Source organism: Roseobacter weihaiensis (assembly GCF_020622345.1).
In the GTDB taxonomy this organism is placed as follows: domain Bacteria; phylum Pseudomonadota; class Alphaproteobacteria; order Rhodobacterales; family Rhodobacteraceae; genus Roseobacter; species Roseobacter weihaiensis.
Genome location: NZ_JACNMO010000005.1, coordinates 69,592 through 83,131 on the forward strand (window position 1 = coordinate 69,592; position 13,540 = coordinate 83,131).

The following is a 13,540-nucleotide window of genomic DNA, read 5'->3' on the forward strand; positions in this document are numbered from 1 at the left end:
CCGGTTTATCGCCGACCCAGATTGCGGATATCGTCGGCCAACCGCCGAAGGACCGCGACATTTCCGCCGACGACCGGGGCGCGCGCAAACCTTTTGGCCTGAGGATCTGACAGCGCGGACAGAGCTTCTGACAAACCCTCGTGATAGATGGATAGGCTGCGTCGGCCGCGATTGCCTTCTCTTCCGTGAAGGCCCGGTTCGGGGAAGGGATGAAGTCAGTTTCCGAGTGGGGCGAAGGTCGACCAAGGGTTTTTCGCGGCTGGAGTTCAGACCATGCGTGACTCGATGCGGCGGCGCATCCGAGGGGGCTTTGGGTCCAGGATGAGCGACGCTGCAACCCAGACCAAAGCCTCCGGATTTCCCGACATCCAAGACCGCTGAAACATCCTCGAGCAACCTGATTTTGTCTGGAAAGCTGATTAGACAGTCGCTCTTTTGCTACAAATCTGAGTTACTCTGCCTCTCCGATTGAAGCGCCACCCACTTGCATAGCGCGTTCCTTGAGAAGCGTAAGCCCATGACATTGGCCTGCTGGGCGAAGCATTCCAGACATGGTGCAATTTCCGGAGGCGATATTCGGACACCGTACCAGCGGCAAGACCAAACCTGATGATCAGCATTGGGGGACCTCGGCAAGGATTGCCACGCGATTGACATTCGGACCTCTTGCTGTCTGCGCCGTCCTGTGTTGACAATCAGGGGGCAGCGGCACTTCCTGCCTTTTCCGAATTTTATTTCAAGGTTGAACTGGACGGTATGATATTATGAGCCCACTGCAGGACCTGCCCAACAAGATCGGTATTGCGCTGCTTGTCGTCGGTGAAGATGGGAAGATTATCTTTTCCAATCGTGCCACCACACGGATTTTCGGACTTTCTACGACAGCGTTTTGCAAGATGAACATCTGCGATCTGCTTCCTGATTGGGCTCTGGACGGTGACAACAGCCAGGCTTTGTCCGAGGGTTCCGAGCAGGTGATACGGCCGCTTTACGGGGTTCACAGCTCAGGGCGATCTTTGGCCCTCGAAGCGCGGATCATGCCAGAGAGCATGGCCGAGGACGGCTTTCGCTATACCATGGCCCTGCGCGATGTCGCAGATGAGCTGGAAGCTGAACGATTGGCCAAAGCCGAACATCGTCGCATGGAATATGCAATCTCAGGGGCGAAGGTCGGCATTTTCGAAGTTGATCTGCTAACCGGCAGCTCTCAGACTTCAGGGGCCTGGCGGGAGATAATGGGCGTTCCACCCGATGCCGAGATCGATACTCAGGCCGAGTGGCGCAGCCGTGTCCATCCCGAGGATCTGCCGAGGGTCGAGTTTGCGGATCAAGAGTGCATCTGTGGCCGCACTGAACGTTCCCTGACAGAGTACCGGGTGCGAAGATCTGACGGATCAGATTGGTCCTGGATGCGATCCGATGCGATTGCCGACGCGCGCGATAAAAACGGCATGGCGACGAAACTGATTGGGGTACAGACCGAGATCACACGCCAGAAAACCGCTGAAGATGCATTGCGACGCAGCGAACATCAGTTTCGAACGGCGCTGGAGAATGCACCGATCGGACAGGCGCTTGTCGCAACCGATGGCCGGTGGTTGGCGGTTAACCCGGCGATGTGCCGGTTTCTGGGCTACTCCGAAGAGGAATTGCTGAACATAGATTTTCAGACGGTCACACATCCCGCCGACCTTGAGCCCGACATCGAACAGGTTCAGCGCCTGCTGGACGGCAAGGAAATGACCTACTCGATCGACAAAAGATACTTGCGGCGCGATGGAGAGATCGTATGGGGCAACCTCAGCGTTGCTTTGGTGCGGGATGCAAACGGTGCCCCGCTGCATTTCATTTCCCAGATTCTGGATATCTCGGAGCGGCGGCGCCTGGAACGGATGGAGCGGGAATTCGTGGCGACGGTCAGCCATGAACTGCGCACACCGGTGACATCGATCTCCTCAGCGCTTGCGTTGATTGATCCCGCCTCATTCGAGGCCCTGCCGGCCAAGATTCAGAAACTGATCTCGATCACGCATGAAAACAGCGACCGTCTGCGAAAGCTGCTGGATGACATTCTAGATTTCGAAAAACTGGCATCAGACAAGATGTCGCTCACTGCAATGCAGGTCGATGCCATGCAGATGGCCAAAAGGTCGATAGAGGCTGTTCGACCGATGGCCGAGCAGTTCGGAATCGTAACAAGTCTGGACGACCCGGAGAGATTTGTACCATGCAAAGCGGACCCGAACCGTTTGCAACAGATTCTGGCCAATCTTCTGTCCAATGCGATAAAGTTCTCCCATAAAGGCGGCCATGTTCGGGTCGATGTGACAACAAATGCCAGTCACGTTCGAATTGCCGTCGTGGATCAGGGTATCGGTGTTCCGGCAGCGTTTCGTGAGACGATATTCCAGCCATTTATCCAAGTCGCCCCATCCAGTACCCGTCAGCGCACGGGCACCGGCCTCGGTCTGAGTATCACGAAACAACTGGTTGAGCAGATGGGCGGAACAATCGGTCTTTGCGCAGAGCAGCCGGAAGGCTCGGAGTTCTGGGTCAAGCTCCCCCTCGCCGATTGAGCACCCCCCTGCCGAGCAAAGGCGTTGTCGCCTCTGAAAGCTAAGCCTGAAATTCAGACCTCTTGATACGGCATTTTTTCTCGGACACGTACCATTGCGCGTCTTAGGGCCTGCTCTTTCAATGCGTTCAGATTGACCGGCTGACTAAGCAGCGGCTGCAGTGCGGCACCCACTGCCACCTCTAGATCAAAGGGTGTACCGTCGTCTTTGCACAGCTCTTTTTCATCAACCACACCCTGAATATCCCATTCGAGCGACGCCGTCGATTGAAGGGCTGCAGCGTTCGAGCTGCAGAGGAAATTCCCGTTTCCCACGTAACACATCACAACGGCACCCGACATCGACGACATCGCGATCGCATCGGCAACATGCCGGATCGCGAACTCAAATTCGCTGGGCGTGCTTTGACTGTATATTCTTTCTCCCCCCAGAACATGCACCGCGAAAAACGTCGAGGATTGCAAACCCGCCCGTGACAACTGGCCCAGATAGTTTTCAAAAACGGGCCAGATCACAAGGCCCTTTACACCTTCGATCTCCAGTCGATCAGAAAATCCCGCTGGCGGATCGGCATCTGTGACTGCGTTAGGCACAACCGCGTCCGAAGTCAGCTCTCGGACACGCCTTTGTTCCGCGGCAAGCCGGTTCGCCATTCCGATCCTCACCGAAACTTCAAAGATGTCGAAAGGCTTTGTGATGTAGTCCGTGGCACCCGCCACAAAAGCGCCATCCACATATGATTTTTCGGTCATCGCGGTCAACATGATGATCGGCGTTTTTCGATAGGCCGGCATTTGGCGAACAGCGGCACACAGCTCTATGCCGCTGGCTCCGGGCATTTGAATGTCCAAAAGGAAGCACTCGAACGGCTCCGTTTGTGCCGCGATCAGATCCAGTGCATGGTCGGCTGACTCGGCAACGGTAACGTCCATGATACCGGCCTCGGCCAAAATCATCGGTAAAAGCTCCCGGATAGAGTGGTCGTCATCTACAGCCAATGTCTTCATGCGGCTAACCCTTGGTCATGTAATTTCCGGTAAATACAACTTATTATGGAAAGAACATCCAGCGAAATACGCGGCGTTGCAGGTCAGAACCTGGAAAATACTGCGGTGCAAACCCCGCAGCCAACACGTTGTCGAACTTGTCGCACAATCAAGCAACCACGGCAACGCAAAGAAATGGCACCTGCCCTGGGAACAAAACACAAGGTCATGACGTTGCTCTTTCGCGGGGCCGATCTTTGTAAAAGGTTCGATGACATGACTTCTAGTCTTTTGACCGACCCCAGGCCGATGGGACCGGTTCAGCCAACCTTGCTGCCGGGACCGGAACGCGTTCCGACCCATGCCCCTGCAGGATCAATGGTGGCAATCACATGACCGGGTTGAGTGCCAGCTCAGCCCGCGAGCATCCCAAGGTGATCGGCAACGCAGGAGCGTTCGCAAAAACTGGTAAAATGGCCGCAATCGGCTTCAACCCCCGGTTGGTTCGCCGCAAAAAGCCGTTTGAGGGTTGCGCAGGCGTGAAATCGAGGCTCATATCAGCTGGGATGCAACCCAAACGGGTCAACCTACGGGCAGCGGGCATTATCGCCAAGGCAACTTGTCCGGCTGTTGTCAGCGGCAACTAAAAATCTTTTAAAGCACTGATTTAAATATAAAAATTTAAAGAATATGCACTCATAGATTGCACTATTTTTGGTGTTTTTGTTCTGGGTGCTTATATGATCTGGGTGTGCGGCGAGGTGAGAGCGAAAATGACCTTGGGATATGTGATTATCGGCATGGTTGTGGGACTGCTGGCGTTAGCCATTGCATGGTTGCTGGGTGCACCGCTGTGGCTGGCGCTTCTCCTCTACAGCGGCGTCGGTTCGCTTGCCATGATCATAGGGGCCGTCATATTCTACGTCCGTGGCCGCATATCCGGCAGTTCTTCACCAGAAGCCATGATCGAGCAAACGGATGCGCCCTCACATGGGCCATCGGTCGGAGCTGGAATGAACCGTCCGCGCCCGCGCGAACAGCACCGCCCGGTAGCGATGAGGATACTTGCGGTTGATGACGATCCGTCACTGCTGGAATTGATCCCGATGATCGCGGAAAAGGCCGATTTCCCGGATGTTACAACAGTGTCATCGGGAGCACAGGCGCTTGCGGTCATCGCGCAATCACCCGTGGCATTCGATTGTTTACTGTTGGACATCTGCATGCCCGGCATGCATGGCATCGAGCTCTGCACCCGTATCCGCAGGATGCCCCATTATGCGCAGACGCCAATCCTCATGCTGACCGCCATGAGGGACATCGAATATCTTAGCCAGGCTTTCAAAGCGGGCGCTACGGATTACTTGACCAAACCCTTTGACGTTGGCGAATTCTGTGATCGGCTCCGGAAGGCTCATGAATGCATCGGAGCCCGCAATCAGACCGTGGGGCCTGATACGACAACAGTTGGCCTTTTGCGCGGCTCGACGGGCCGGGACACGATCGATCTGGCAGCCACCGTTCACTTTGACGGCATTGCGGGTTTTGTTGGGTACGTTGCGATGGAAAACTACGTCGAACGGCTATTACTCAAGGATCTTGACCGGGCCAGCTTGCTCGCGCTCAAGATCGATCAGTTTGAAACGATAGGGGCGCGTACGTCGCGCTCCAGCGTCGTCTCTTTATTGAACAAAACCGCCAAAGCGGTTGTCGAGGTCTTCGGGTCCCATGAGCCGATGACCACTTATGCCGGAGACGGGATATTTATTCTTGCTTTCGGGGCCGAGAACCTTGGCCCGCTGGTCAGCGCTGAAGCCGAAATCCAAAACCTGATGAGAGACACGCGGTTTGAGAACGAAGGTGGCATCACAAACGAAATCGGAGTTTCGATTGGCGTGCTGACAAGACCCGATTCCGGGGCCAAAGCGATGCGCGCCAGAACGACAATCGAAAGAGCAATATCTCATGCAGAGACACGTGAGTTGAATAAAGCGGCGAAAGCAGCGCCGTCTACGGTTAGTTTAACAAGAAGGTAGGCGATTGCAGCCGGGCACGCACGACCTCAATCCGGCTAACAAACGAACCAATGACACTCTGCCTGACCCGTTCCCTTTTGAGCGCCCGTCCCTGGCATTCAGCTCCGCTGAGGTTTTCTTCCTTCACTTACCGATCACCGCAATCCTTTGATGTCATCCCATCGAGGCTTGGATGCGGGTGGCGGTGGTCAAGGTCTTGCGCCCTGACGGCACCAGTTTCAACAGCCAGAGCATCATCGCGTCAGAACAACGATGCCGGGGCTTTACTGACCGGTAAATCCTTTTGCCATTTAAGACGGGCCGACGGTTTACGCAGGTTCACTTTTCGGCGGTGTGACCATCCAGATCGCAACAGAAAAACCCGTTGTCTTACGTTTCCAGGCTGTTTCGTCTGGGCTTAAGCTCAGCACCGGCCCGGCAATTCTGGCCTGTGGTTTCAAGAACGTACAAGGCTTCCCCCTCCGCCTCCAGACAGACACGATTTGGGCGACGGGTCAGACAGACACCCCAGACGGGGCATTGACCGTTGCGAAAACGGTGTAAAACTCCGGCTGGCCCTGCACAGCATTGCCGTCAATGACGCGCGGTCAGATCCTGAATGGACGCTCCTGCTCTCTCTCCGCTGGGCCGGACGGCGTTGCGTATCCGCTTGATCCGACGAAACGAAAGGTAGCTGAAAGTAAATGCCAGCTCACTGCGAAACGCTGCCGGACGAAGCATAGACATGCCCGCAGGGCGTTGCCCACCAACACCCCAACCCTTCATGCGTTTGGGGCGGATGAGAACTCCACCCGGCAGAACAAACCTGCCGATTTCTCTTTTCATCGGCCGCTTTCTGACAACGGCAGACGGTTGACGTATGACACCAGAGGAACCGACACTCAGCAAAATCGAGCTGTTGCTTCTTCATTTCATCGGCTGTCGATGATCCGGGCTGAAGGTTTCGTTGCGGTCTTGGCAGATGATCTTTCAGCTTGTTCACCTGTGTGACCCGGTCAGGTGACCCTCCCTTTCTGTTTGAATTGCGGTTGGTCCCAGAGCCGTTCGGTCAAGATGCGTTGCAAAATATCCACGGCTGCGATCACGTCACTCTCGTCGATATAGAGCGGGGTGAAGCCGAAGCGCATGATGTTCGGTGCGCGGAAATCACCGATCACCCCTTCTGAGATCAGCGCCTGCATGGCGGCATAGCCGTTTTCAAATGCAAAGGAGACTTGAGAGCCGCGCGTATCGGGGTCGCGCGGACTGGCCAGGCTCAATCCTGCACAGCGCTTTTCGACCTCTGCGATGAAGAGCTCACAAAGCACCACACTTTTGGCCCGGATATCGGCCATGTCGATCCCATCCCAAACCTTGAGCGCCTCCTCGAGGGCGGTCATCTGGATCACCGGCGGAGTGCCAATCCGCATTCGCTCGATATCTTTTGCGGGCCGGTAGGATGGCTCAAACGCAAAGGGCGCCTCGTGGCCGAGCCAGCCCGCCATTGCCGGGGTGATATCTCCGATGATATCCGGGCGGACATAGATGAAGGCGGGAGCGCCGGGGCCACCGTTGAGGTATTTGTAGGTGCACCCCACCGCGAATTCGCAACCGCAGCCCGCCAAATCGACCGGCACCGCGCCCGCGCTGTGGGCCAGATCCCAAAGCATCACAGCCCCCGCTTTCCGCGCCCTGGCCGTCAGTGCTGCCATATCATGCTGGCGGCCCGTGCGGTAATCCACCTGCGTGATCATGGCGACGGCGATCTCGTCGGTCAGCCCGTCCATGACCTCTTCGGGGGCGACAATGCGCAGCTCATGGCCTTGGTCAAGCTGCGCAATCAGACCCTGCGCCATGTAAAGATCAGAGGGGAAATTGCCGCTGTCAGACAGGATCACCTTGCGGTCCGGACGCATCTTCAGGGCCGCGGAAAGTGCCTGATACACCTTCAGTGACAGCGTGTCCCCCATCACGACCGATCCGGTCGGCGCACCGATCAGCCGGGCGATCCGATTGCCAACGCGGACAGGCTGACCCATCCAGTCATCGACATTCCAGCCGCGAATGAGGTGCTGGCCCCATTCCTCCGTGGCCATATTGCCAAGACGCTCGGTCACGCCTTTGGGGAGCGGCCCAAGCGAGTTGCCATCAAGATAGATCACGCCGTCGGGCAGGTCGAATTTGTCTTTGAGGGGGAGTGTCACGAGACCGTCCTTCATAGTTGACCGCGCAGGTGCCAAAGTTCAGGGAACAGCTCGACCTCGAGCATTTTTCGCAGATATTTCACGCCAGAGGTGCCCCCTGTGCCGCGTTTGAAGCCGATGATCCGTTCCACCGTGGTCACGTGGTTGAACCGCCATCGCCGAAAGTAGTCTTCCAGATCGACCAGTTTTTCCGCCAGTTCATAGAGCGACCAGTACGCATGCGGGGACTGGTAGACCGTTGTCCAGGCATCCATCACCGCCTGATTGGCCTGATGTGGCTGGTCAAGACGGTAGATACCGGTATCGAATGCCACCCCAAGCTGACCCGCCAGATTGTCAAGCGCGACGTGATAGAGCGACTTGCCCTCAAGCTCTTGCCCCAACATGTGGTGCAATTCGGGACGGTGTTCGTGGACTTTCATCATGGCCCGGTTGCGATTGCCCAGTATAAACTCGATCAGGCGATATTGATGCGACTGAAAACCGGATGACGCGCCCAGATCATCGCGAAACTCGGTGTATTCGCTCGGCGTCATGGTGCGCAGAACGTCCCAGGCATTGTTGAGCTGTTCAAAGATGCGCGCGACCCGGCTCAGCATCTTGAAGGCGGGCGGGAAATTCCCCTTCACCAGCTCTTCGCGTGCGGTGGACAATTCATGCAGGGCCAATCGCATCCAGAGCTCGGACGTTTGGTGCTGTATGATGAAAAGCATTTCATCATGGGCGTTCGATTGCCGTTTCTGCGCCCCAAGGATCGGATCAAGGGACAGATAGTCGATATAGGACATCTCCTTGGCAAAGGACATTTTTGCCCCGTCGGATGATGGATCATATGCACTCATGGGTGAACCTCTCTCGTAATCTGACCAAACGCCCCGACCACTTTTGCCTCAGCAGGGAGCAGCGCGCTGAGCTTTTCAAAGGCCTGGATTGACAGGTTGGCATGCGCCTCGAATGTTGCCCGCGCGTCTTCAGCGTTCCGGCGCATTGCGATGTCATAAAGGGCGGTATGCGGCTCCAACGCCATCGCCGTCGCAAAGACATTCGCCGCAGATGCTGCGATATCGGGATGGGTGGCCGCCAGTTCCCGCAAACCGGTTTGGATGAAAAGCTGATAGCGTCCAAGCTGATCGTTCAGCTGGGTCCGGAAATGATGCATCCAGGGGGAGGTTGCGGCTTTGATCAACGAGGCATGGAAAGCATCGTGGCGGGTGGCCCAAAGCGCAAGATCATCGGATGACAGCAAAACCGATGGCACAGCTGTGTGTGAAAGATGGTAGTAAGCGCCGATCACGCCCGCCTGCCAGCCGTCATCGCCATTTCGGACCGCCTGCACGAACAAGGTGCCTTCGATCGCGCTGCGGCTGCGCTCAAGATCAAGCAAATCGTTGGCAGAAAGCGGGGCCACGCGGAACCCTTTGTTATGCTCTGTGACGACAAGCTTCTCCGCGCTCAGGCGGTTGAGACATTCCCGCAATGGGGTTAGGCCAATTGCGTAGCGCTCTGACAAGGCGGGCAGGCGTAATGCCGAGCCGGGGGCAAGCCCCAGCGACAGGATATCCGCGCGCATCCGCCCATAGAGGGTGTCTGATTTCGAAGGGGCTTTGACCATGCCAGCGTCTCTCTTTCACATGCCATCCTCTATATCGCATACGAAAAAGAAAATCATATATTATTCTGCAAAGACTTTTGTAAGTGCGCTATCTGGGTCTTTAAGGGAATCAAGAACAGAGAAGTGATTGTGGTCACCGTCAACGACGCAAGCGATCTCTGCCTCCAACCCATCCCACATCAAAGCGAGCAGATTTGCCTGGCGAATGAATTCGGGCCGTTCACCGCCGCCAACCCACACCGTTACATTGGCGTCGCGACAGGGTTGCAGCAAGGCAGGGCTTTCACGCAGGGCTTCCGCCTCATCAAGGCGCAGATCCTTGTTCATCTCGGTCCAGATCAGGGGGCGCAGATCATGCAGCCCACTGATCGAAAGCGTGTGATCCAGACGCTTCTGGGCATCCTCTGACAACGGGCTGTCGGCGCAAGCCATGCGTGACACAAGATGCCCGCCCGCGGAATGGCCCGCGATCCGGACAGGCCCACTCACGAGCGTTGCAGCTTTTGAGATCGCGGCCCCGATTTGCGACGTGATCTCGGCAATTCGCGCCTCTGGCGCAAGCGTGTATTGTGGCAGTGCGACGGCCCAGCCGTTGGCCCGCGCCCCTTCGGCAAGGTCGGTCCAATAGGATTTATCCGTCGCGATCCAGTAGCCACCATGCACAAAAATCGCGAGCCCCTTGGGTGTGCTATCCGGCCAAACCAGATCGAACTTTTCGCGCGGGTGAGCACCATAAGAGAGGTCGACATCCATCGCCACACCGCTGTCGCGGTAGGCCACCGCATTCTCCTGCCAGAGCGCAGGAAGCCTGTCCGCCCCGTCGATATGGGCCGAGTTGGCAAAAGCATCGTCCCAGTCGCGTTTCGGGCGCGTCTGCATTTTCCTACACCTTGCTCATGAACATCGGTCCGCCCCGCCAGCGGGGGAACCCGTAACCGTTCACCATAACCACATCGATGTCATCGGGGCGGGCGGCGATGCCTTCATCCAGGATCGCCTGCCCCTCTCGCTGCATGATCAACAGGATTTGGTCCATGATCTCATCCTGCGTGAAACTGCAGCGCGTGATGTTTTTGCGCGCAGCCTCCGCTTCGATCAGCGTGGTGACCTCGGGGTCAACCTGCGCTGTGTTACCGTCATAGAGGTACCAACCGCGCCCGGTTTTCCGCCCGAAGCGACCCGCCTCGCAAAGCTTATCGGCGATCTCTACATAGCGCTCCGACGCCGGGCGGGTACGTGCCCGGCGCTTGCGCATGGCCCAGGCGATGTCCAGCCCGGCCAAATCCTGCATCTCGAAAATCCCCATAGGGAAGCCGAAATTGCGCATGGTTTCATCGATCTGCGCCGGTAAAGCGCCGTCTTCGATCATGTACTCGCATTCGCGCCTATAGGCGGACATGATCCGGTTGCCGATGAAGCCGTCGCACACACCCGCTGGCACGGTAATCTTGCCCAAGCGCTTGCCAAAGGCCGCCCCGGTCGCCACGGCTGATGGGTCCGCGCCCGGCGGAATGACAAGTTCAAGCAGCTTCATGATATGTGCAGGCGAGAAGAAATGGAGCCCGATGACACGCGGGGGGTCTTCTACAGCCTGTGCGATCTGAGCAACATCGAGGTAGGAGGTGTTGGTGGCCAGAACTGCCTGAGGTTTTGCGACTTTATCGAGTTCGGTAAAGACGGCGCGTTTGACGTCCATGTCCTCGAAGACAGCCTCGACGATCAGATCGGACTGGGACAGGCCATCATAGGATGTGCTGCCGTTGAGCGCGTCGATGAAGGTGTCATGATCCGATTGTGTGATAAGTTCCCTTTGCAGGCTGCCCGCCAGTGTTTTCCGCACGCGTTCCATGCCGGACGTCAGAGCCCCCCCGTCGCGTTCAATCAGCGCAACACGGAAGCCAGCGAGCAGAGATGCCGCCGCAATCCCTGCCCCCATAGTGCCACCGCCAATGACGCCAATCGTCTCGATGGGGCGTGGTTCTGCACGTTTTGTCAGATCCTTGCCGACAGCGCGTTCGGCAAAGAAAATGTGGCGCAGGGCCTTGGACTGTGGATCGCTCTTGAGCTTGAGAAACAGCCTACGCTCGGCGGCCAACGCCTCTGTTGCGTCTGACAGGACTGCGGTTCGGAGGGCATCGCATACCGCTTTGGGGCTCTTCTGACCGCGCGCCTTTGCGATGATTTTGCGGATCTGTTGCTCCAGCGCGTCCGGGTCGTGATCCGGCACAGATCGCTTGGACAGCGCGACAGGCAAGGGGTCTGTCAGATGGGTACGCGCGAACTCTAGTGTTTCAGCGCGCAAGTCGGTCAATACAATGGCATCGATCAGACCTGTTTCATGCGCCACCTGTGCCTCAACAGGTTTACCGCTGGCCATCATTTTCAGGGCTTGCGGCGCGCCGATGAGACGCGGCAGACGTACCGTGCCCCCTGCCCCGGGCAGCAATCCAAGCGTAACCTCTGGCAGCCCGAGCTTTGCCGTGGCCGTTGCCATCCGGTAATGACAGCTCAACGCCAATTCGAGCCCGCCACCCAGGGCGGCCCCGTGGATCGCGGCGATCCAGGGTTTTGTTGCCGCCTCCAGCGCGAGCGCCACGTCGGGCAGGTGGGGTTCCATCGGGGGTTTGTCGAATTCCCGGATATCTGCCCCGGCGACAAAGCTGCGACCGGCGCAAATCAGAATGGCGCTGCGGATGGCAGGGTCATGCTCAACCTGCGCAATCGCACGCATCAGCCCCTGCCGCACCGGCTGCGAGGTGGCATTCACCGGTGGATTGTTGATCTCGACCAGCGCTATGGTGTCTTCAGAGTGGACCGTGACGCACATTTATTGAAACGCCTGCAAGCCGGTGGTGCCGTATCCGGCGATCAGCGCATGCACATCATGCATGCCTTCACCGGCGTTCATGGCTTCAAGCTTCATCATGTGGCAGATACCCTCATATTCCACCGACAGGTCAGTGCCGCCGGGCATATCCCGCGCCGCGCCCGCGATGGCCTTCGGTTGTTGCGCTTCATCAGCCGGACCCGTTCCGCCGGGACGGTGTGGCGATCAAACATCCGCCCCAATTGAAACGCGCCTTTAAGACCAAGGGCAATCTCTGTCTGCATGTCGGCCAGTTTCCTTTGGATCAGCGGCCTCACCGCCCACGGCCTGCCAAGCTGCTTGCGATCCATCAGGTAATCGCGTGCGGCTTGGAAACAGGTTTCCGCCGTGCTCATCGCAACCCGGGCAATGCCATAGCGTGCAGCTTTCAGGCACCCAAATGGAGCCACCGGCCCGCTGACACATGGCAGCAGATTGTCTTCGGGCACGAAAACCTCATACATTTGGATCGCGCCGCTGGTCGAGGCGCGCAAGCAGAGCTTGCCGCCAATCTCTAACGCCGCCGGGCCTTCCGTGCCCCTCTCAAGGATGCAACCCTTGATCCTGCTGTCCTGACCGCCGGATTTCGCCCCGACGATAAAGACATCGGTAGTGGGGGAATTGGTGATCCCGTTCTTTGCGCCCAGTAAAGCGTATCCGCGCTTGACCTTTTTGGCACAGGTGACCCTCGATCCGGGATCAGCGCCATGATCGGGTTCGGTGAAGTCGAAGCAGCCCACCTGCCCGCCGCCGGCCAACTGGGCCAGGTCTTCCCGCCGTTGCTCATCAGCGCCATATGCAAAGACCGGGTGCATCACCAGGGACGACCGCGCTGGCATCGCAGAACGACATCTGGAATCCACCCGCTCAACCTCGCGGGCCACGAGACCATATGAGACGTAGTTTGCGTCATCCTGACCAAACTCTTCCCGGATGATTGACCGCGGGAAGCCCAAAGCCCCCATCTCAGACATGATCGCAAGACCAAGGTGCTCATGCCGGTACGCATTCATCATGCGGGTGGCGAGGCGGTCCTGACAACAAGCATGCGAGGCCTTGAGGATCATGCGCTCTTCTTCGCCCGACGAATGCTCCAGCACGGAGAGGATTGCTCCGCCTCAATGCCGGAAACGTGCTCCAGACACTTTGGGTCTGAGAGCGCGGTGAGATCTGCATGGGTGTTCATGGCGCAAAGCTCCGGGACAGGTCTTGGCATGAAGGTATCCTAGGTGGGTAAGCCTTTTACTTCAAGCTTAAACTATTTATGCTTGAATTTCATAG

The 13,540-nt window shown here is 57.4% G+C and carries 10 protein-coding genes; 3 read left to right on the top strand and 7 right to left on the bottom strand.

Annotated features, from left to right (window positions below; all coding sequences use genetic code 11):
* Positions 1-764: 764 nt before the first annotated feature.
* Positions 765-2,576, top strand: coding sequence for a PAS domain-containing sensor histidine kinase (locus H7847_RS07590; protein WP_227268781.1), 1,812 nt, complete (start codon positions 765-767; stop codon positions 2,574-2,576).
* A 53-nt stretch (positions 2,577-2,629) separates the two neighbouring features.
* On the opposite strand, the gene H7847_RS07595 is transcribed toward H7847_RS07590, so the two are convergent.
* Positions 2,630-3,583 (bottom strand): response regulator, encoded by a 954-nt coding sequence (locus H7847_RS07595; RefSeq protein WP_227268782.1) that lies wholly within the window; start codon positions 3,581-3,583, stop codon positions 2,630-2,632.
* A gap of 371 nt (positions 3,584-3,954) precedes the next feature.
* On the opposite strand from H7847_RS07595, the gene H7847_RS07600 reads away from it, so the two are divergent.
* Both H7847_RS07600 and H7847_RS07605 read left to right on the top strand, forming a co-directional pair.
* On the top strand, positions 3,955-4,209 hold the full coding sequence (locus H7847_RS07600; protein WP_227268783.1) for a hypothetical protein: 255 nt from the start codon (positions 3,955-3,957) through the stop codon (positions 4,207-4,209).
* Between the two features lie 126 nt (positions 4,210-4,335).
* Positions 4,336-5,598, top strand: a complete 1,263-nt coding sequence (locus H7847_RS07605) for a response regulator (protein ID WP_227268784.1) — start codon at positions 4,336-4,338, stop codon at positions 5,596-5,598.
* A 995-nt stretch (positions 5,599-6,593) separates the two neighbouring features.
* Here the strand turns inward: H7847_RS07605 and kynU are convergent.
* The 6 genes from kynU to H7847_RS07635 form a co-directional block, all read right to left on the bottom strand.
* Entirely contained in the window at positions 6,594-7,796 is a 1,203-nt protein-coding gene (gene kynU, locus H7847_RS07610; protein ID WP_227268785.1) for a kynureninase, read from the bottom strand.
* Positions 7,793-8,623 carry a tryptophan 2,3-dioxygenase gene (locus H7847_RS07615; RefSeq protein ID WP_227268786.1) on the bottom strand — a complete coding sequence of 277 codons (831 nt, stop codon included), beginning with the start codon at positions 8,621-8,623 and terminating at the stop codon, positions 7,793-7,795. Before H7847_RS07615 ends, kynU begins: the two co-directional genes overlap by 4 nt.
* Positions 8,620-9,393, bottom strand: coding sequence for a GntR family transcriptional regulator (locus tag H7847_RS07620; protein WP_227268787.1), 774 nt, complete (start codon positions 9,391-9,393; stop codon positions 8,620-8,622). Before H7847_RS07620 ends, H7847_RS07615 begins: the two co-directional genes overlap by 4 nt.
* A 60-nt stretch (positions 9,394-9,453) precedes the next feature.
* Positions 9,454-10,272: an alpha/beta hydrolase gene (locus tag H7847_RS07625; protein WP_227268788.1), complete on the bottom strand. Its 819-nt coding sequence runs from the start codon at positions 10,270-10,272 to the stop codon at positions 9,454-9,456.
* 4 nt (positions 10,273-10,276) lie between these two features.
* Complete coding sequence (locus H7847_RS07630; protein WP_227268789.1) at positions 10,277-12,220, bottom strand: 3-hydroxyacyl-CoA dehydrogenase NAD-binding domain-containing protein; 1,944 nt, start codon at positions 12,218-12,220, stop codon at positions 10,277-10,279.
* A 95-nt stretch (positions 12,221-12,315) separates the two neighbouring features.
* Positions 12,316-13,359 (bottom strand): acyl-CoA dehydrogenase family protein, encoded by a 1,044-nt coding sequence (locus H7847_RS07635; protein WP_227268790.1) that lies wholly within the window; start codon positions 13,357-13,359, stop codon positions 12,316-12,318.
* Positions 13,360-13,540: the final 181 nt, after the last annotated feature.

Excerpts from the sequence above, each read along its gene's own strand:
- H7847_RS07590 (WP_227268781.1), top strand. The coding sequence starts at position 765 with ATGAGCCCACTGCAGGACCTGCCCAACAAGATCGGTATTGCGCTGCTT.
- H7847_RS07595 (WP_227268782.1), bottom strand. The coding sequence starts at position 3,583 with ATGAAGACATTGGCTGTAGATGACGACCACTCTATCCGGGAGCTTTTA.
- H7847_RS07600 (WP_227268783.1), top strand. The coding sequence starts at position 3,955 with ATGACCGGGTTGAGTGCCAGCTCAGCCCGCGAGCATCCCAAGGTGATC.
- H7847_RS07605 (WP_227268784.1), top strand. The coding sequence starts at position 4,336 with ATGACCTTGGGATATGTGATTATCGGCATGGTTGTGGGACTGCTGGCG.
- kynU (WP_227268785.1), bottom strand. The coding sequence starts at position 7,796 with ATGAAGGACGGTCTCGTGACACTCCCCCTCAAAGACAAATTCGACCTG.
- H7847_RS07615 (WP_227268786.1), bottom strand. The coding sequence starts at position 8,623 with ATGAGTGCATATGATCCATCATCCGACGGGGCAAAAATGTCCTTTGCC.
- H7847_RS07620 (WP_227268787.1), bottom strand. The coding sequence starts at position 9,393 with ATGGTCAAAGCCCCTTCGAAATCAGACACCCTCTATGGGCGGATGCGC.
- H7847_RS07625 (WP_227268788.1), bottom strand. The coding sequence starts at position 10,272 with ATGCAGACGCGCCCGAAACGCGACTGGGACGATGCTTTTGCCAACTCG.
- H7847_RS07630 (WP_227268789.1), bottom strand. The coding sequence starts at position 12,220 with ATGTGCGTCACGGTCCACTCTGAAGACACCATAGCGCTGGTCGAGATC.